General features: G+C 46.0%; 17 protein-coding genes. 10 read left to right on the forward strand and 7 right to left on the reverse strand.

Features of this window, described 5'->3' with window-relative positions; all coding sequences use genetic code 11:
• Positions 1 to 116: 116 nt before the first annotated feature.
• Positions 117 to 1,007 (forward strand): hypothetical protein, encoded by an 891-nt coding sequence (locus FE296_RS05220; protein WP_124115909.1) that lies wholly within the window; start codon positions 117 to 119, stop codon positions 1,005 to 1,007.
• Between the two features lie 252 nt (positions 1,008 to 1,259).
• On the opposite strand, the gene FE296_RS05225 is transcribed toward FE296_RS05220, so the two are convergent.
• Together FE296_RS05225 and FE296_RS05230 are read right to left on the reverse strand one after the other, a co-directional pair.
• Positions 1,260 to 2,432: a mannitol-1-phosphate 5-dehydrogenase gene (locus FE296_RS05225; RefSeq protein WP_150364412.1), complete on the reverse strand. Its 1,173-nt coding sequence runs from the start codon at positions 2,430 to 2,432 to the stop codon at positions 1,260 to 1,262.
• A gap of 47 nt (positions 2,433 to 2,479) precedes the next feature.
• Positions 2,480 to 3,148, reverse strand: a complete 669-nt coding sequence (locus FE296_RS05230; RefSeq protein ID WP_047843848.1) for an HAD family hydrolase — start codon at positions 3,146 to 3,148, stop codon at positions 2,480 to 2,482.
• 502 nt (positions 3,149 to 3,650) lie between these two features.
• On the opposite strand from FE296_RS05230, the gene FE296_RS05235 reads away from it, so the two are divergent.
• The 6 genes from FE296_RS05235 (at position 3,651) to FE296_RS05260 (ending at position 10,506) form a co-directional block, all read left to right on the forward strand.
• Complete coding sequence (locus FE296_RS05235; protein ID WP_150364413.1) at positions 3,651 to 4,577, forward strand: ADP-ribosylglycohydrolase family protein; 927 nt, start codon at positions 3,651 to 3,653, stop codon at positions 4,575 to 4,577.
• 26 nt (positions 4,578 to 4,603) lie between these two features.
• Entirely contained in the window at positions 4,604 to 5,851 is a 1,248-nt protein-coding gene (locus FE296_RS05240) for an MFS transporter (RefSeq protein WP_150364414.1), read from the forward strand.
• Positions 5,852 to 6,254: 403 nt separating this feature from the next.
• Entirely contained in the window at positions 6,255 to 7,202 is a 948-nt protein-coding gene (locus FE296_RS05245) for an alpha/beta hydrolase (RefSeq protein ID WP_150364415.1), read from the forward strand.
• Between the two features lie 95 nt (positions 7,203 to 7,297).
• Complete coding sequence (locus tag FE296_RS05250) at positions 7,298 to 7,570, forward strand: hypothetical protein (RefSeq protein WP_223868778.1); 273 nt, start codon at positions 7,298 to 7,300, stop codon at positions 7,568 to 7,570.
• Positions 7,571 to 7,700: 130 nt separating this feature from the next.
• On the forward strand, positions 7,701 to 8,399 hold the full coding sequence (sigK, locus tag FE296_RS05255) for an RNA polymerase sporulation sigma factor SigK (RefSeq protein WP_090915017.1): 699 nt from the start codon (positions 7,701 to 7,703) through the stop codon (positions 8,397 to 8,399).
• A gap of 748 nt (positions 8,400 to 9,147) precedes the next feature.
• Positions 9,148 to 10,506 (forward strand): amino acid permease, encoded by a 1,359-nt coding sequence (locus FE296_RS05260; RefSeq protein WP_150364416.1) that lies wholly within the window; start codon positions 9,148 to 9,150, stop codon positions 10,504 to 10,506.
• A gap of 59 nt (positions 10,507 to 10,565) precedes the next feature.
• Here FE296_RS05260 and FE296_RS05265 read toward each other — a convergent pair whose 3' ends face one another.
• A complete protein-coding gene (locus FE296_RS05265; RefSeq protein WP_124115916.1) occupies positions 10,566 to 11,750 on the reverse strand; it encodes a serine hydrolase domain-containing protein in 1,185 nt (394 codons plus the stop codon).
• A gap of 170 nt (positions 11,751 to 11,920) precedes the next feature.
• On the opposite strand from FE296_RS05265, the gene FE296_RS05270 reads away from it, so the two are divergent.
• Positions 11,921 to 12,373, forward strand: a complete 453-nt coding sequence (locus FE296_RS05270; protein ID WP_124115917.1) for an Lrp/AsnC family transcriptional regulator — start codon at positions 11,921 to 11,923, stop codon at positions 12,371 to 12,373.
• 115 nt (positions 12,374 to 12,488) lie between these two features.
• Here FE296_RS05270 and FE296_RS05275 read toward each other — a convergent pair whose 3' ends face one another.
• The 4 genes from FE296_RS05275 to FE296_RS05290 all read right to left on the reverse strand — a co-directional run bounded on the left by FE296_RS05275 (position 12,489) and on the right by FE296_RS05290 (position 16,343).
• The gene (locus tag FE296_RS05275; RefSeq protein ID WP_150364417.1) at positions 12,489 to 13,694 is read right to left on the reverse strand and encodes an MFS transporter; all 1,206 of its coding nucleotides are present in this window, start codon (positions 13,692 to 13,694) and stop codon (positions 12,489 to 12,491) included.
• 125 nt (positions 13,695 to 13,819) lie between these two features.
• The gene (locus FE296_RS05280; protein ID WP_150364418.1) at positions 13,820 to 14,683 is read right to left on the reverse strand and encodes an alpha/beta hydrolase family protein; all 864 of its coding nucleotides are present in this window, start codon (positions 14,681 to 14,683) and stop codon (positions 13,820 to 13,822) included.
• A 56-nt stretch (positions 14,684 to 14,739) separates the two neighbouring features.
• On the reverse strand, positions 14,740 to 15,162 hold the full coding sequence (locus FE296_RS05285; RefSeq protein WP_150364451.1) for a MarR family winged helix-turn-helix transcriptional regulator: 423 nt from the start codon (positions 15,160 to 15,162) through the stop codon (positions 14,740 to 14,742).
• Between the two features lie 116 nt (positions 15,163 to 15,278).
• The gene (locus FE296_RS05290) at positions 15,279 to 16,343 is read right to left on the reverse strand and encodes an ABC transporter substrate-binding protein (protein ID WP_150364419.1); all 1,065 of its coding nucleotides are present in this window, start codon (positions 16,341 to 16,343) and stop codon (positions 15,279 to 15,281) included.
• Between the two features lie 166 nt (positions 16,344 to 16,509).
• On the opposite strand from FE296_RS05290, the gene FE296_RS05295 reads away from it, so the two are divergent.
• Together FE296_RS05295 and FE296_RS05300 are read left to right on the forward strand one after the other, a co-directional pair.
• The gene (locus FE296_RS05295; protein ID WP_190945041.1) at positions 16,510 to 17,586 is read left to right on the forward strand and encodes a FecCD family ABC transporter permease; all 1,077 of its coding nucleotides are present in this window, start codon (positions 16,510 to 16,512) and stop codon (positions 17,584 to 17,586) included.
• 2 nt (positions 17,587 to 17,588) lie between these two features.
• Entirely contained in the window at positions 17,589 to 18,356 is a 768-nt protein-coding gene (locus FE296_RS05300; RefSeq protein ID WP_150364421.1) for an ABC transporter ATP-binding protein, read from the forward strand.
• The last annotated feature ends 14 nt before the right edge of the window (positions 18,357 to 18,370 follow it).

The raw sequence follows: 18,370 nt of genomic DNA on the forward strand, positions 1-18,370 counted from the left end.
CATTTTGCATGATTGAGCTGCCTGTCTCCCGTGTAAGTATTAGTATACAGCCAAGCCAATGGATGAGAAGCAACATGGACAAGCATCATTGCGTATAAGCTAACGGAGGTGTTCATATGCGAAAAGGAAATACAATGAAAGTCAGTGCATCATTCCTGGTTTTACTTATGGGATTCGCACTTGTGGCCTGTGGGAACAGTAATCCTGCTGCACAGCCACCGGTGAATAATACGGAAGAACAGTCACCAGCACCGGAGCAACAACCAAATGAAAGTGCTGCAATAGAAGCAGAAGGTATTCTGACCGGCTGGGCTGATCCGCATACCGTTGAGATTCGAGTGAATGAGAAGCCGATGTCATTCCAGGTAAGCGAAGATCTGCAGAAGTCTCTGGATGATATCGATGACGAAGATTCCGTTCGTTTCAAATATGTAGAGAAAAAAATTGATGCAACAACAAAACAGTTGGTACTTACAGAGATTGCAAAGATGGAATCTAGTGATGATAATAACGGTTCCAATGCAGGCGGTACTGTAACCTCCGATCGTCCGAAGACATCAGAGCTGGAAGTGACGGTAGAAGGCATGACTGAGAAGCGACCAGTGACACTGGCACAAGCGAAAGGTTATTCACTTTATGTATTTGAACCGATGGCTTTTGACGCGGAAGACCAGGAATTAACCATGAAGATTGATCCCGATTATGAGGTGGAGATTGAGAAACTGCCGGCGGATTACAATCTGGATGTGTTGAAAATGGATGCAAAGGAAGAGCTGTCCGAGACCGGAGAAGTGAAGCAATTAACGGCTGAACAACTCAGTAATGGGCCAATGAAGGATGCAAGATTGTACATGATGTCCCAGAATGATAAGAAGACAGAGTATTTTATTGTGAAAGAACTGGACGGCAATGGTTTCATTTTCCACATCCAAGCACCTATTGGTGAACCTTCGGAAGGTTTCCTGCCAATGGCATATGCATCCCTCAATTCCATTATGAATGAGTAGAACAGGGATGAGCCACAAGGCTGAGCCAAAAGATGTAGTAAATTAAAAAGATTTCCTAAACAGCGTGTTTCCTTGGGAAAGGAGATGCGCTGTTTTATTAACGTTACTGCAATACAGATAGAATGTGCCGTGCCACGCCGTGCATAGACAAAGAGCCGGAAGGAGCGATGCGGCTGCATAGGTTCCTCCCGGCTTCTTAGCCGTGCTTCTATTCAGTTTGCAGGATCAAACCCATGCCCTGATCAGAGTTACTCAGGTCAGTATAGTCGATTCCTTGCACCCTCTAAGTTCTTGATAACGGGCGATTACATTCTGATGAACGGGATGTTCGTCGGGAATTCCCATGCGTTCACGGATGAAGGCGGAGACGCCATCTTCGCGAATCATGTGTTGTAGCTTCATGGCTTCCTCGTCGCGATTGTCATTGAACAGCATTGCGGCCGCCATAGCAGAAGTTAAATGAGGAATTTCAATTCCGAATTCACTGGCCTGCAGCGCTGGGCGAACAAGCCGATCATGAGGCGAAAGCTTGCGAAGGGGGGAACGCCCAACCCGGGTGACCTGATCTGTCAGGTTGGGATTGGCGAAGCGTTCCAGTATGGTGTCGATATATTTGTTATGCTTCTGTGCGTTGAATCCATGCTTCTGGATGAGCATCTGACCCGTCTCTTCCATAACATGGCGTACCTTGGCCCGAAGGGTGGAATTACTCATGACCTGTCTAATCGTATTGAATCCTTCGAGATAGCCGAAGTATGCGGCGACACAGTGGCCTGTATTGACCGTAAACATTTTACGCTCAATATAAGGTTCAAGCGAATCCACATAGTGGACGCCATCTATTTTCTTAAATCCATCCAGAAGTGCTGGACGATGAACGACCCATTCGTAAAAAGGTTCAACAGTGACCTGCAGCGGGTCTTTGTGGTTTTGAGCCGGAACAATCCGGTCCACAGCTGCATTGGGGAAAGAAACATAACGTTCGGCTTTTTTGCGAGTTTGTTCATCCAGAAATGGATAGATGCGTTTCTTCAGCCTGGTGCTGCCACCGATGGCATTTTCGCAAGCGATAATATGCAGTGGAGCCAGATTATTGTTTTTCATGCGAAGTTGAATGCCTTTGGCGATCGGCTCGGCGATATCTCCGAGTGCAGATACACCCACCGCGGTTGTGATCACATCGGCTGAAGCGATCTCTTTAGCAACCAGATTTTGCTCATTCACATTGATCGCCGTCACGTTGTTGACAATCGTAGTGTCCTGATCGTTATTGGCAAGTGTAATCGGATATTCCTGTCTCTCTTGAAGCATGGAGATTTTCTTCGGGTTACGTGCGACAAAGCAGACTTCGTAGTCGGAAGCGGACAACATATGACCGATAAAACCGCGGCCTATATTGCCCGCACCAAAATGTACAGCTTTCATGTGTGAACTCCCCCTTTAATGATTAAATCGCGAAATTCGTGCAGACCTTAGACGGTAGTGACGAGTGGCTTCGAAATCAAATCGTTAAATGTAAGGTCAGTCAAGCAAGACAGCCGTTGGTGAGGCATATCGAATTCCAGTGTTCCTGTAATGGTATTCGAGATGACTACGCAGTGCATACCAGCCGCAGCAGCTGCACGCGCGCCGTTAGGTGAATCCTCAATCGCTACGGCTTCGTCTGCAGTTACTCCAAGGGCTTCAAGCGCTTGAGTGTAGAGTTCCGGGTCAGGCTTCACATTTGCAACATCATCTGCCGTACGAATGACTTCAAAATAATCTTTCAGTTTCAGTTGTTCCAGATGCTGTTCAACCCACTCCCGTTTGGAGCTGGATGCTACAGCCAGTTTCAGTCCGGCTTCACGTGCTTGTTCAAGGTATTCCTGAATACCAGGACGTACCTTTTCTTTGTTCATCAATGCAGCGTGCTGCAACTGAACGGATTCCCTGAACGCTTCCCGATCGATCGGAAGATTCAAATCTGTGATGAGGTACTCATACGGATTAAATGTTTTCAAACTGGTACCGATGCATTGTGAATACATCTCCAGGGTTAGATCCACGCCGTGTTCCTTGTAAGCATCACGAAAAGCAATATACCATGCTGTCTCTGTATCAATAATCGTTCCGTCGAAATCAAACACCAGTGCCTTGATCATAAATTTGTTCCTCCTGTTTCAGAATTAGTTTGGGGATAAAACAAAAATGAAAATTTCCTGCAAATTTTTTCCCTGTATTATTAACCTGCGGGATATTAGTTAACGCAATAAACTGAAAAATAATATTAATTTGGGAAAAAATATGCGTTTGAAGCTAATAAAACCGTAACATAGGACAAACCGAGGGGTCAAGCGCGTCATGATTGTTTACATTGAAAGTTTTCATATGTATGATTTGTTTTCAGAAAGTGATGAACCTTGCAAACCTTTAACCCTTTTGCATGTAAGCGGTGTACTGAATAAACTGTATTTTCAGCTCAAAAAAATAAAACTTTTTTTATGAAAATTTGCTATTTTGGCCGTTCTACAGCTTTCGACACTTTTATAATAGAAGAAATGGAGATTAATTTATTGGATTTTATTAGCTTTACGCCAGATCAGGCCCTGTGGGAGAATGGAAGAAAGATTCTGAAAGTATATGGAGTAAGGGAGGAAGACAAGCATGTTGCAAAAGGACCGTTTCAATGGCTGCTTCATCGGGCTTGCAGCGGGTGATGCACTCGGAACTACCGTTGAATTCAGCAGCCCGGGCACATTTGAACCTGTAACGGATATCGTGGGTGGTGGCGTATTCGGGCTGGAGGCAGGGCAGTGGACAGATGATACGTCCATGGCACTATGTCTGGCAGAAAGTCTGGTACGTAATGAAAACTTCGATCCTGCGGATCAGATGCGCAGATATACGAATTGGTACAGGGTCGGATATATGAGCAGTACAGGCGACTGCTTTGATATCGGCGGGGCCACGCGAAGTGCCTTGGAGAGATTTGAGATAACCGGGGAAGCCTACAGCGGATCAACTGACCCAATGACGGCGGGCAATGGCTCTATTATGAGGCTTGCTCCTGTCGCGATGGCTTACGCCAATCAACCAAACGAGGCAGTCCACTATGCCGGGTTGAGCTCCCGGACAACACATGCTGCAACGGAAAGTGTGGAAGCATGTGAAGTGCTAGCCGCCATAATTGTTGCTGGTCTGCGCGGAGCGGACAAAAACGTCATGCTGATGCCGGAGACATGCAGACAGTGGAGGGAAGAACCTACTTTTTCACCCGCTATTGAAGAGGTTGTTATGGGTTCCTATCAGAGCAAAGAACCGCCGGAAATTAAGGGCAGTGGTTATGTGGTTCGTTCACTTGAGGCAGCACTATGGGCGTTCCATAAGTCGTCAAGCTTTGAAGAAGGCGCGTTGTTAGCTGTTAATCTGGGTGATGATGCGGACACTACAGGTGCTGTGTATGGGCAGATCGCAGGTGCTTATTATGGACTGAGTGGTATTCCGGCACACTGGCGGGACAAGCTGGCCATGCGTGAAACGTTCAAACAACTAACAGATGCCTTGTGGTTGAAGGCGACAGAAAATCGTTGATTAAGAGACAGGAGAAGAGAACATCTATGAGCACGACTGGACACAAAACAGAATTAGAGGCTTCGCAGTCTGGTAAACGAGGGGCATTTCCATTGTCCCTGTTATGTCTGACGATTGGAGCTTTTGCGATTGGTATGACTGAATTTATCATTATGGGCCTGCTGCCCAATGTGGCAACAGACTTGAATGTAAGCATTCCGCAGGCAGGACAACTCATCACGGGATATGCGCTTGGTGTAGCAGTAGGTGCGCCAATCTTAACCGTATTTACGCACAAGATTCCACAGAAGAAACTGCTGGTATTGCTCATGTGCATTTTCATTATCGGGAACGCATTGTCTGTCATTGCTCCGACATACGGGTTGTTAATCTCGGCACGGATATTAACGGCATTTGCTCATGGTACGTTCCTTGGTGTAGGTTCAATCATGGCTACGCGGCTTGTTGCGCCCGAGAGAAGGGCAGGAGCGGTATCGGTTGTTCTCGCGGGGCTAACGATTGCCAACATTATTGGCGTTCCGTTTGGTACGTTTATTGGGCAACAGCTCGGATGGCGGTCATCTTTCGGGGCGATTACGATCTTGGGCATCATTTCGTTGATTGGTATCATTCGTTTCATCCCCGTCCTCCCGCATGGAGCACCAGCGAATCTCGGACAGCAATTCCGGAATCTGGTTCGTCCCCAAGTATTATTGGTTCTGCTTGTTGGCGCGATGGGCTGTGGAAGCCTGTTTGCCGTATTCACGTATATCACGCCGATGCTTGTGGACATTAGCGGTTTTGCCGAGCAAAATGTGACCTGGATTCTGGTGCTGTTCGGGTTCGGTGTTACGTTGGGCAACATGGTTGGCGGTCGTCTCGCGGATTGGAAGCTGATGCCTTCGTTGATCGTCAACTTTGGAATCCTGGCTGTTCTTCTGGCTACACTAACGCTTACCCTGGAGAATCCATATCTTGCGGTGATCACGATATTCTTCTGGGGTGTAGCGGCTTTTGGTATTATGCCAGGATTGCAGATTCGAATCATGAATATGACCCGCGAAGCGCCGCTGCTGGCGACAACATCAAGTCACTCCGCATTTAACCTGGGGAATGCAGGTGGTGCCTATCTGGGTGGGTATGCAATTACCCACACGGGTCTTATATCCGTACCTTTGTATGCCGCAGTTATTGCCGGATTAGGCTTGCTAGGACTGCTCTTCAGTCTGTTCATGGAGCGTAAACATCATGGGCCAGAGGTTGCCCAGGTTGCAGAGGCAGCGTCGGCAAGTTGAAAATGGAATCGGTTCGCCTCAATTCTTCCGTTGAACACGGAGAGTTGAGGTTTTTTTATATCATGATGAGATCCGGAGTAGGGGAGTGAATAGACGGCCTGGTGGTGTGAAGAAGTATACTTTTCAAACTATAAGATATAGTTATTTAAGTTTTTTTGATGATGTACAGGCCTTGTGAGGTGATATAATAAAGATGTAATTGGAATTCATTGTAAATTATGGATCGCGGATGTTTACTTCCGTATTGGGAAAGGTGAAGGATAGCGGTCCGTGTTCATGCGTGGAAAGGAGGAACTTCGCTTTAAAATGTAAGGGCTTTCAATTGGGGTTTATGTGTATCTGAAAGACCTGTTATGAGGTTCGTACACGGTTTAAAATCATATTCCAAAGGAGATTGATATTAATGAAAAAACGTCTGTCCAAAATTCTTAGTCTCTCCATCACAGCAGCACTCCTTGTACCAACGATGACGTCTGCAGCCGATATGCAGGAAACTGCAGCTCCAACCCCAAATCAGGCGGTTGTAGATCAGGGAGCGACCGGCACCATGGATAATACCGGGCAAAATGCGCTGGCTAACACTCCGGTGGTGCCTGCACCGCCGGGTTATGATGGCTATCGAAACAATATTCCGCACGGAAATACCAATCTGATCTCCTATTATTCCACAACGGTAGGCAATACACGGAAAGCGACGGTATATACACCGCCAGGATATTCTCCGAATAAAAAGTATAACGTCCTGTATCTCCTGCACGGCATCGGCGGGGATGAGCATGAGTGGGTTAACGCCATGAAACCAAAGAACATTCTGGATAACCTGTATTCGGAAGGCAAGCTGTCAGATATGATCGTTGTCATGCCGAATGGTCGTGCCATGAAGGACGATCGTCCGGTCGGTGACATCTTTGCTCCGGACAAAGTGGCTGCGTTTGAACGGTTTGAGCAAGACCTGCTCAAGGATCTGATTCCTCATATCGAGGCCAATTATCCGGTGTACAAAGACCGCAATAGTCGTGCGTTGGCCGGTCTGTCCATGGGTGGTGGGCAGTCACTTAACTTCGGATTGAAAAATCTGAATACCTTCGCCTGGGTAGGGGCCTTCTCGGCCGCACCGAATACGCAATCTGTATCCCAACTGGTTTCCAATCCTGGACAAGTCGCTAGCCAACTCAAATTGTTGTGGATCTCCTGTGGATCGAGTGATGGCCTGTTATGGGTCAGCCAGAACTTCAAAAACGGCTTGAGCAGCATGAACATTCCGCATACCTGGTATCAGGATGTAGGTGGACACGAACCATCTGTTTGGAACAGCGGCCTGTATCAGTTCTCACAACGAATCTTCAAGTGAATAACCGGAATTCATATTGGATGAGCCGCAGCCTCAGTTCTGTTTCTTATAGAACTGGGGTTTTTGTTATGAATCAAGTCATCTAAAAGGAGCACATGGGTATTTTTAATTTTGGGGATGGGGTTAATGAAAGTGTAAGTAATGGTTTAATTTATTACATAGGTAGTGTTATGAAGGAGAGGGATCTGATGTTTTATTACAAAGGTGCGTTTCGGGAAACGGACAATGTGATCTATTTTAAAAGCGATGTTTCATTAGCCCAGAATGATGTTGTCCTATTTGGAGAAAAGAAGTATTTTATCGAAAGTGTGGAAAAAGAATTTCTCCTGCTTCAGCGGGTGGGTTCCATTGTCTCTGTGAGCCTGTGAAATCTTCGCAAGATCATTCCCTTTTTCACGTGTACGTGCACTTATGGGCCTCTGCCTACATACAATAGATCGACCCTGTTCCCACATGTGCTCAGGCCAGATCGTTGTAAAACTGCAGGAGGTGTCATCTGTGCCCGGATTGTTTACCGCAATTGCTCTATTCATTAAAGAGTTAACGTTACTCGTCTCGTATGTCAAAAATAATGCGTTCCCCCAGCCACTGGCTGAGGATGATGAAGCCAAACATTTACGCCTTATGGCTGAAGGCAATGCTCACTCTCGCAATCTGCTCATTGAACACAATCTGCGCCTCGTCGCGCATATCGTCAAGAAGTTCGACAATACGGGTGAAGATCAGGAAGACCTGATTTCCATCGGAACCATTGGTTTGATCAAGGCGATCGAAAGTTTTCAACAAGGCAAAGGTACAAAGCTTGCCACATTTGCAGCGAGATGTATTGAAAACGAGATACTTATGCACCTTCGTTCCCTGAAGAAAACACGCAAAGACGTATCCCTGCATGACCCCATTGGTACAGACAAAGAAGGCAATGAAATTACATTAATCGATATCCTTGGCACAGAAGCCGATGATGTCGTAGATCGGGTACAGCTCAAGATTGAAAAAAGCAAAATTTATCGCAATCTAGATATCCTGGATGATCGGGAGAAGGAAGTTGTCATCGGTCGATTTGGTCTGGAAGCAGGCGGGGAAGAACGAACTCAACGCGAAATCGCAAAGGAACTGGGTATCTCACGTTCTTATGTATCACGGATTGAGAAGCGGGCGTTAATGAAGCTGTATCATGAGTTTTATAAGCAAAAATAGTTGCTGTTTAGATAGCGCTGTTCATTAAAACGATGGTGCTTTCTGAACCTATCGTATTTGTAGCGAGGAATAGCTGGAACAGATTAGAGGGCGCCTTTATCGGGAGCCCTTTTTACTGTGAAGATACTTAAATTGGATCTAAATAGTATTAATTATTTGGGGTTATGACCTAAATAAAGGAATTTCTATTCCCGTTGAAGAATATCTTGTACACAGACCAATTTAATATATAAGGAGTAAATCATAATGAAGCAGCTTTTTCAGAAAACTCCACTGTGGTTTTTGTTAATCTGGATTGTAGGATTTATGATGATTGTGTTCAACTCGTTTCAATCAAACTCGGGTACCATTAACTTGCTTGCATTATTCATAATTAATGTTGCTAATGCTATTCGAATTTGGAGAACCGAACGTTCATTAGCAATTACCTTTTTAGTCGTTGCCGCTCTATGTTTGGCTTTTATTTTAAAATATCTCTATAGATACGTACTATCAGCATGACATGGCATGGGAATAACAAAGGAATGTACATAGGCTGATGATAATATGGATCGGATGCAACTCAAGATTATAAAAGCCAGGGACATGAAATACGAGCGTATCAATAGGTCACCTCTTACAAAGGTGGCCTATTTGCTGTGCAAAAAAAATATAAAGAGGGATATGTATTCTGGGCAGATTATTATATGATGATTAATATTATTTTGCATCGTAGAGAGCATTTGCAGAAAGAGAGTGGTGGTTGATCATGCAGCAAGAAACGTTAACAAGGGGATTAAAGAACCGACATGTGCAGTTGATGGCGATCGGAGGTGCGATCGGTACAGGTCTGTTCCTCGGAGCAGGCAAAACGATCCAGCTGACAGGGCCATCCATCTTGCTGGCCTACATCATTACGGGTGTTGTGTTGTTCCTGATCATGCGTGCATTGGGGGAGCTGCTGTTAAGCAACTTGCAGTATCATTCCTTTGTCGATTTTGTGCGTGATTACCTGGGAAATATGGCGGCATTTATTACAGGCTGGACCTACTGGTTCTGTTGGATTTCCATTGCCATGGCTGATATTACGGCAGTTGGTTTATATACGCAGTTTTGGTTTCCGAATGTACCTCAGTGGATGCCAGGGTTAATTGCGTTAGTCATTTTGCTAATCATGAACTTGGCAACGGTCAAGTTGTTTGGGGAGATGGAATTCTGGTTTGCCCTGATTAAAGTCGTGGCCATTCTGGCACTTATTGTTGTAGGTTTATATATGATCTTCAAAGGTTTTACAACGGATCAGGGTCCAGCGAGCTTCACCAATCTGTGGAGTCATGGGGGATGGTTCCCGAATGGACTGCATGGGTTCATCATATCGTTCCAGATGGTAATGTTCGCCTTTGTAGGCATGGAACTGGTGGGACTCACAGCAGGGGAAACGGAGAACCCGGAGAAGGTTATTCCGAGAGCAATTAACCAGATCCCGATCCGGGTACTCCTCTTCTATGTTGGCGCACTGCTGATTATTATGAGTATCTACCCGTGGAACGCCATTGTGCCGACTGAAAGTCCATTTGTACAGGTGTTTGCTGCTGTGGGAATTGCGGCTGCTGCCGGAATTGTGAACTTCGTGGTACTGACTTCCGCAGCATCGGCTTGTAACAGTGCCATTTTCAGTACAAGCCGTATGGTGTTCTCCATGGCAAAGGATCGCAACGCACCCGAGTCATTTGCACGTTTGAATAACAGGAAGGTTCCTGCCAATGCGCTGTTTTTCTCCACGATTGTTATTTTGATCGCGATTGTTCTGAACTATATCATGCCAGAAGGCGTATTTACGCTGATCACGAGCGTGTCGACCGTGTGTTTCATCTTTGTCTGGGGTATCATGGTGATCTGTCATCTCAGATATCGTCGTACTCAGCCGGAACTGGCGAGTCGTAGCCGCTTCAAACTGCCACTATATCCGTTCTCGAACTACTTGATCCTGGCGTTTCTGGCGTTTGTGCTGGTGGTATTGGCATTGGCCGAGGATACGCGTGTGGCACTGTTTGTCACGCCGGTGTGGTTTATCCTGGTTGCCGGGATCTACCTTCTCAAAAAGAGAAATTTGAGCAGTAACAGATAGTAGGTCTTACCATTGTCGCCAAATAAAGCCGCCCAATGATATTGGGCGGTTATTCGTATTTAAATTCTTGCAGCCCCTTTGCTTTCACGAATGCCTGCGTAGATGGCATCACAGATATCGGTTGTATACTGGCCCGACATCCCTTCAAGTGCCGTGTTGGTGAATGCTGCAACACTAAGTTCTTCTTTTGGATCAACAAACCAGGAATGGCCGTAAGTTCCACCCATTCGCCACGTACCCGCTGATTCCGGTGTACCAGCTGCGACAGGATCTTTAAGTACGGTAAAACCAAGGCCAAACCCTCTGCCTGGCCAGTATGGCATCACGAGATCACCGATTTGATTGGTAGACATCTCAGCCGCAACGGCTTCTGTAAGGAGAGGCTGTCCCCCTTGTCGCAATGTTTCAAGTAAAGTAAGAAAATCTCCGGTACTTCCAACCATACCCGCTCCGCCCGAAAAGTAAGCAGAAGTATGGTTCGCACGATTGGGTGACAGTCGGAAGCCAGCAGTACCCTCAATAAAAGGAATCAGCTCCAACTCCTTATGAAGAAGACACGGTTCTTCAGAACCATTAGCGTATGCGGCTGTCAATCGTTCCGAATCCACCGCAACAAAGTCAGTGTCGGTCATGTGGAGTGGATGAGTAACCAGCGTTTGGACAGCTTCTCGTAGTGACATCCCAGTTACTTTTTCGATAACGGCACCAAGTACATCTGTCGCAATGGAATATCTCCACATGTTGCCTGGCTCATACAAAAGAGGAGCAGAAGCCAGCCTCTGCAGATTCTCCTCCAGACTCATTTCAGACCAATCCATTCCGTCCGATACTCCTGCACACTCATAGGTTCCCTGATCTTCTTGGAAGAAACGGTATGTCAAGCCTGCGGTGTGCGTCATCAACTGATGTACTGTTATTAAAGTATCCTGACCATTAGCAAGTTTGGGACGGAATGCAGGAAGCCAGCGTGTTACCGGATCATGCAGACTCAGCTTTCCTTGCGAGACCAATGCCAGAGCAGCTGTGGATACAATGGGTTTGGTTACGGAAGCAAGTCGAAACAGAGCGTTTTCCGACATGGTGCGCTTTTGCTCCCTGTCTGCGAAACCAGCAGCCCGGCTGTATATCAGTTCTCCTCCTAATGCAATCTGTACAACTGTTCCTACGATTCTTTTTTCGCTTAGAGCGCGGTCAATGGCTTCATCCACATAATTATGCAATGTGGTTATGTGTTCTTTTCCCATTCTGATCTTCCTCTCCTCCACGGATGTGATTGATTCATTATTGTGACTGTGCTTATTATATAAATGATTAATGTTGTATTACATGGATTACTAAAGGTATTATAGTGATTTATCGGATATACTTAAGGTTATTCCAGCCTATATCTTATGTATTTAAAGGGGTGTATCACATGGACGAAATAGATCAGCATATTCTGTATCACTTGGAGAATCAGGCGAGATTATCCATGACCGAACTAGGCAAATTAGTAGGATTATCTCAACCAGCTGTTACTGAGCGAGTCAAACGAATGGAAGAAAAGGGGGTTATCGAGGAATATCGAACCGTAATCTCCCCATCCAAATTGGGCAAGCAGAGCACAGCATATGTTCTCTTTCGTACGCGGGATTGTTATCCTTTCCTGGATTTCTGTCGTGCGTCACCTGAAGTTGTGGAATGTTATCGGATAAGCGGGGAGTATAACTACTTGCTGAAAATCCTTACAGACACGATCCAGGGACTTGAAGAGTTCCAGAACAAGTGTGACCCATACGGGACTTACATGACCTTGATTACGATGTCTTCTCCGATTGCACATAAAAATCTGATGCAAGGACCGAATTTGCTGGCACAGACAGAATAAGACCGCAGTCTATATAACTTTAAAATGAAATGCAGAAGAGGAGTTCACATCAAGTGAACTCCTCTTTGGTTCTACGTGTAACTCATGGTGTAACACATGCAAAAATGCCTTCCTGTTATTTAGCTTTGGGGAATCCATATTTATAAGCCCTCATAGCTACAAGCAACGCAGGAATGAGCAAGATAAACAGCGCCCCAGAAAGGTATCCTGCTCCAAATACTTCAAGAAGGATGCCCCCGATGATGCCTCCTCCGCCAATCGCCAGATTCCATGCTGTAACCAGCATCGATTGGGCGACATCTGTGCTTTTGCCTCCAGCTTGAGCGATGGCAGTCTGTAACAGTGTCGCGGCCCCGCCAAACGTAAGTCCCCAGATCATGATGCCAAGGATAATCATCACAGGTTGATCAGTACCGATTCCCATCACGACAGACGCGAGAGCGAATGCTGCCAGACTGATGATCACTAATCTTCTCAAAAATCGGTCAATGAGCATTCCGGTTAACCAGATTCCCATAATGGAAGTGATACCGAACATGAGCAAAATCAAATCTACTCTGTTAGCAAATACGGTCTGGGCAAGGTAGGGAGAAATATAGGTGTAAAGGATATTATGGGCAAGCATCCAGGCCAGAACAACAAACAGAATGGGCCTTACCCCCGGAATTAAAAACACCTTATGCAGTGGAAGACGTTCCCCAGCCGGTTCTCCTGCAAAATCCGGCATTTTCCAGAGAACCCATAGGATTAAAGCTGCGGTCAGAAGAGATACCATCCCGAAGATGAGGCGCCAGCCGAGATAAGAACTGAGAAAACTGCCAATTGGGACACCAAGGGCTAACGCCACCGATGTGCCGACCATAGCCACGGCCATGGCCTTGCCTTTTAACGAATCCGGGACCATCCGACGAGCATAACCTGCTGTCATTCCCCATAACACACCGGCAGAGACCCCGGCCATGAAACGAGCAGCAAGTGTCAGGATATAATCTGAGGATATTGCGGTAACGGTGTTAAAGACAAGAAAGCCGCTAATGCATGCCAGCAGAAGAGGTCTGCGTCTCCATCCACGTGTAGCAGCAGTCAAGGGAATGGCAGCAATAAGTGATCCAATGGCATAAAGAGTCACCAACTGTCCGGTGAGGGCTTCTGTGACCCCCAAGTCTTTTGCAATTTGCGGCAGCAGTCCCGCAGGCAGACTTTCAGTGAGGATGCAAATGAATCCAGCCATGGCTAAAGCAAGTAGCCCCGCCCACGGAAGGCGTTCTGAAGATATGGAAGGCAGCTCCCTTTGCTTGGGGAGGGATGTGTTAATGGACATGAATAAAAACCTCTTTTCTTATCATTTAATCCTATTCAGAACTATGCATATAAGCTTATCTAAAAAAAACAAACTTTTGCATACAGGATTAAAGGTAAGAAGGAGGTCTTAACATGGTATTTATTTTATTTTGTGAGTTTTTCCGTTAATTCAAAAGGGTGCTGTCTGTTCAACCATTCAAGAATGAGTTTGACAGGTTCCACGTACCGTTGGCCTACCAGTAAACCCGTATGGGTTGTATCCCAAAGTCCGGCATATGCAGCGCCCAGCTGCTTGGCAGTTAATTGGCCTCTCTGATCTTCGTCTTCACAGGAAACAGCCTTGATCACCAAGCTGGGACAATGGATCAGATCGCCATTAATAGATACGCCATCGGCTCCTCGCAGGACTGAAAAGGTAGCAAATGCCTTCGCAGACTCCGTTTGCAGATATTTACGCTGAAAAGCAATGTCTTCTGCCGTCTCATCGATGCTTGCAAATTCCTGCCGAACAGGTGCAGGCATGATGATTTCCGATACGGTTTCACGATCTTTTTCAGGATAAGGCACGGTGTCATGGACCTCTTTGCTTATACTGGCATCAATGACAACAAGGCCTGCGAGAGTAGAGGTTTCTGCAATCTTTTGACTGAGAATCCCACCCATGCTGAAGCCAATAAGAATGGGAGGTTCGTTGATCCCGGCTAATACTTCCCGAACATCCTCCAAATAATCGTCAAACGTAATCCTGGTCATATCCATGACCCGACTCTTGTAATGGCTTCTCAGGTTCATGACATAACAGGTCCAACCCTGCTGGACAAAGTGGAGGATGTATTTGCTCCACATCCAGCTGCCTGTATAGGCACCGTGAAGAAACAGCAGTGGGGGCTTCTTGGTCACTGTTTCGGCATCATAAATCGGGGGTCCTTTGAATATTTCCAAGTGTAAATCATGTTCTCCGATCTTCTTGACCTCATGAATCGGTAATAATTTTGTGTAATCTGTCAAACTAAAAACCTCCTCCAAGATATTTGTTTGATATCAAACTATTACTCCAAAAAAAATTAAAAGTTACCATGAATTTTCATTAAAATTCGAAGCAGTTCTTTTTTCTCCACTTCCGTAACGTCCGCATAGAACGCGTCCAGCATGCGCTGCGATATCTCTTCAAAGACAGGCTTTAATTCTTCTCCTTTTGTAGTCAACGCCACATGAACAACTCGTGAATCTGTTGCATCACGCTCCTTAACGACGTATCCTGTCCGCACCAATTTGTCCACAAGTGCAGTCACCGTGGATTTATCCTTGCCAATTTTTTTGGCGATTTCAGCCATGGTCATCCTGTGATTGTTGTACAGAGCATAGATAATATCCCCATGGGACGTGGCGAGATCCTGGATTCCTTGTTCAGCCATCTCGGCCAGGATGAAGCGGTTGACCTTCTCTTTAATTTTGGATATGAGTGAAATAGCGTCTCTTGTTTTCATATGTGTAATATAGTTTGTTATCAAACTAATGTCAAGCTTTGATCAAGGAATTATTGCATGCGCAGTATAGTAAAGGAGCAGTGAGAATTTCTTCTCCTGCTCCTGTACTCCAGTCACTACTTGATTGGATTAGCTTGCATTTCTTGTCCCATTTTCTCTATACCATCCAGAATCTGATATCCATAACCCCAGAACTGGCTGAAATCTGTGACATAGATCTGTTTATTCTTGATTGCATTCATACTTTGCAGGGCAGGATTGGCATACAGATTTTGAATCAGCTTGTCGATATCTGGTGAACCGGCATATGCAGACAAGAGAAGATAGTCCGGGTCCGCTGTGATCAATTGCTCAACACTAACCTCACCTTGTACACCATCAAACGTATTTTTCAGCTTCAAGAGGCCCAGTGCATCAAGCTGATACGTATCGTTCTGCATGCTGCTTACTGTAATGGTGTCTTCCGTAGCAGGTACGATGTAGGCAAAAGTATGCTCAGGCTGATCGGCTATACTTGCCTTAATGGCTTCAACACGAGTCTTCAGACTTTCCGTGAATGTTGCGGCATTATCTTGAACGTCAAAGATCTGCCCAAGTTGTGCAATATCACTATACAGGCTATCAAGTGAGCCTTTGTGATTCGTCGTTTGCAGGAACGTGCGGATATTCATGTCATTCAATCCATCGACGGTACCCACGCCCCAGTCTGCATCAGCGAACAGGTCGCCCCGTCCGAGTACCAGATCCGGGCTTGCACCTACAACCAGCTCTTTACCTACATAATCCTTGGACAATACCGGAATTTTGGCGAAATCATCAGCCACATCCGGTGTAACGGAACCGTATAGAGCAGCAACACCGACCATTTTATCGGTCAGACCCAATTTGATGAGCATCTCGGCCGCAGATTGAGTATTCGCAACCACACGTTCCGGTGCTTTATCGAATACTTGCACTTTTGGTTTCCATTCACCACCCTCACCCGAGATCGTGAAATTCTCAATGGTGAGCGGGTATGTCGTTTTATTTGTATTCTGAGCAGAAGTTGAAGTTTCTGTCGTGTTCGTGGTTGAAGTTGTTTCTTCGGCAGTGGAGGAAGTTGAAGCATTCGAACAGGCTGCAAGCAGCAGCAACAGGAGACTTAGAGCAGCAATGCCAATCGTTCTGGATGTAAATTTCATGAAATGATGAACCCCTTTTCGATGTGTTTTAAATTGACAAAGATAATCATTCTCAATTATAATCCGAGAAAACAAGTTGTAAATAGCTAAATTTAATTAGTTCTACATTTTACGCGAATTGATGGGGGAAGAGATGGCACAGACGGTTCAGGTTCAGACACAGCGTATGGGAAAAAGAGAGTCTCTGATTCATAGTAAATCCGGGTTTGCTTTACTGATTGCAGCTTTAATCATGATTACGCTTATATCCGTAGGTATTGCAGTTTCCATTGGACAGGTACAAATTCCACTGGCGGAGTCATATCGTATTCTTTTATACAAATTAACGGGATTTCAGTGGGGGGCAACACCCATTGAGGCAGGTTCCTTTACCGATATCATTTGGCAGATTCGTTTCCCGCGTGTGCTGATGGCGATGTTTATCGGTGCAGGCTTGGCCTTGTGCGGTGCTGTTATGCAGGCTGCTGTGCAGAATCCGCTCGCTGATCCTTACATACTGGGTATATCCTCAGGCGCTTCACTTGGAGCAACCTTTGCCATTCTCATTGGATTCGGTGCGATTGGGTGGCTTGGTCAGACGGGGGTGGCTTTCTGGGCCTTTGCCGGTGCGATGGGTGCGTCCTTACTGGTCCTGACTTTGGCAGGAATTCGGGGAAAAATGACGTCGGTCAAGCTGGTGCTTGCCGGAATGGTGATTAACGCGTTATGCAGCGCTTTTTCGAACTTTATTATTTATTTTGCCAACAATGCTGAAGGCATCAAAACGGTGACATTCTGGACCATGGGTAGCTTGGCGGCTTCCGGATGGAATAAGCTTCCACTCGTAGGTATCGTTGTGCTGGTTGCGATTTTATTCTTCGTTTTACAGTCCAGAGTTCTTAATACGATGTTATTGGGAGATGAAGCGGCCGTTACACTGGGCATTAATCTGAGTGTATACCGCAGGGTGTACATGCTGTTAACCGCTTTGGTGACAGGTGTTATGGTGGCGAGCTGTGGCATGATTGGTTTTGTCGGACTCATTATTCCGCATATCGTAAGAGGTCTGGTAGGTTCCGACCATCGTAAGGTTATGCCTGTATCCGTGCTGTTTGGAGCCATTTTCCTCATCTGGACGGATGTTATTGCACGATCCCTCATATCCAGCGTGGAGTTGCCGATCGGTATTATTACGGCCATGATTGGTGCACCCATGTTTATGTATATGCTGGTCAAAAAAGGCTACGGTTTTGGAGGAAATTAAACATGAAGCTGAACGTAGAAAATGTATCCATCTCTGTGCTGAACACGGACATCATCAAGGATATTTCATTACAGGTGAACGGTAAACAGTTCGTTGGACTGATTGGACCGAATGGTTGTGGCAAGTCAACGCTGCTCAAGAGTATCTATAAAGTGATCAAACCGCAGCAAGGCAAGGTTTTTCTGGACCATACCGATATTCTCAAATCCAGTCCGAAGGTTGTTTCCAGACATATGGGCGTTGTTGGCCAGTTTAATGAATTGAGCTTTGATTTTACGGTGCGCGAGATGGTCATGATGGGGCGTACCCCGCACAAAAAAATGCTGGAGACGGATAATGAACGGGACCACGAAATTGTGGAACAGGCTTTGGAAAAAGTACATCTGACTGGACATGCAGACCGCAATTACGTGTCTCTGTCTGGTGGAGAGAAACAGCGTGTCGTATTGGCGCGTGTCTTGGCACAGCAACCTCAATTCCTGATCCTGGACGAGCCGACGAACCATCTGGACATCAAATACCAACTTCAGATTCTAAATATTGTCCGTGGACTCGGCATTGGCATATTGGCAGCGCTGCATGATCTCGAACTCGCCGCAGAATATTGCGATTATCTCTATGTGGTGAAAAAGGGCCAGATTGTGGTCCATGGCAAACCGGCTGATATTCTGACTCGCGAGATGATTGGTGAGGTATTTGATGTCGATTGTGAAATCTATAAGAATCCGGTTACGGGTGGCCTGGGCATTGCGTACCTGAGTACACGTTGATTCGGACGGCAAAA

It is taken from the genome of Paenibacillus sp. UASWS1643 (assembly GCF_008693195.1).
Classification (GTDB): Bacteria; Bacillota; Bacilli; order Paenibacillales; family Paenibacillaceae; genus Paenibacillus; species Paenibacillus amylolyticus_B.

Coding starts and splice junctions, on each gene's coding strand:
- FE296_RS05220 (WP_124115909.1), top strand. CDS start 117: ATGCGAAAAGGAAATACAATGAAAGTCAGTGCATCATTCCTGGTTTTA.
- FE296_RS05225 (WP_150364412.1), bottom strand. CDS start 2,432: ATGAAAGCTGTACATTTTGGTGCGGGCAATATAGGCCGCGGTTTTATC.
- FE296_RS05230 (WP_047843848.1), bottom strand. CDS start 3,148: ATGATCAAGGCACTGGTGTTTGATTTCGACGGAACGATTATTGATACA.
- FE296_RS05235 (WP_150364413.1), top strand. CDS start 3,651: ATGTTGCAAAAGGACCGTTTCAATGGCTGCTTCATCGGGCTTGCAGCG.
- FE296_RS05240 (WP_150364414.1), top strand. CDS start 4,604: ATGAGCACGACTGGACACAAAACAGAATTAGAGGCTTCGCAGTCTGGT.
- FE296_RS05245 (WP_150364415.1), top strand. CDS start 6,255: ATGAAAAAACGTCTGTCCAAAATTCTTAGTCTCTCCATCACAGCAGCA.
- FE296_RS05250 (WP_223868778.1), top strand. CDS start 7,298: ATGGGTATTTTTAATTTTGGGGATGGGGTTAATGAAAGTGTAAGTAAT.
- FE296_RS05260 (WP_150364416.1), top strand. CDS start 9,148: ATGCAGCAAGAAACGTTAACAAGGGGATTAAAGAACCGACATGTGCAG.
- FE296_RS05265 (WP_124115916.1), bottom strand. CDS start 11,750: ATGGGAAAAGAACACATAACCACATTGCATAATTATGTGGATGAAGCC.
- FE296_RS05270 (WP_124115917.1), top strand. CDS start 11,921: ATGGACGAAATAGATCAGCATATTCTGTATCACTTGGAGAATCAGGCG.
- FE296_RS05275 (WP_150364417.1), bottom strand. CDS start 13,694: ATGTCCATTAACACATCCCTCCCCAAGCAAAGGGAGCTGCCTTCCATA.
- FE296_RS05285 (WP_150364451.1), bottom strand. CDS start 15,162: ATGAAAACAAGAGACGCTATTTCACTCATATCCAAAATTAAAGAGAAG.
- FE296_RS05290 (WP_150364419.1), bottom strand. CDS start 16,343: ATGAAATTTACATCCAGAACGATTGGCATTGCTGCTCTAAGTCTCCTG.
- FE296_RS05295 (WP_190945041.1), top strand. CDS start 16,510: ATGGGAAAAAGAGAGTCTCTGATTCATAGTAAATCCGGGTTTGCTTTA.
- FE296_RS05300 (WP_150364421.1), top strand. CDS start 17,589: ATGAAGCTGAACGTAGAAAATGTATCCATCTCTGTGCTGAACACGGAC.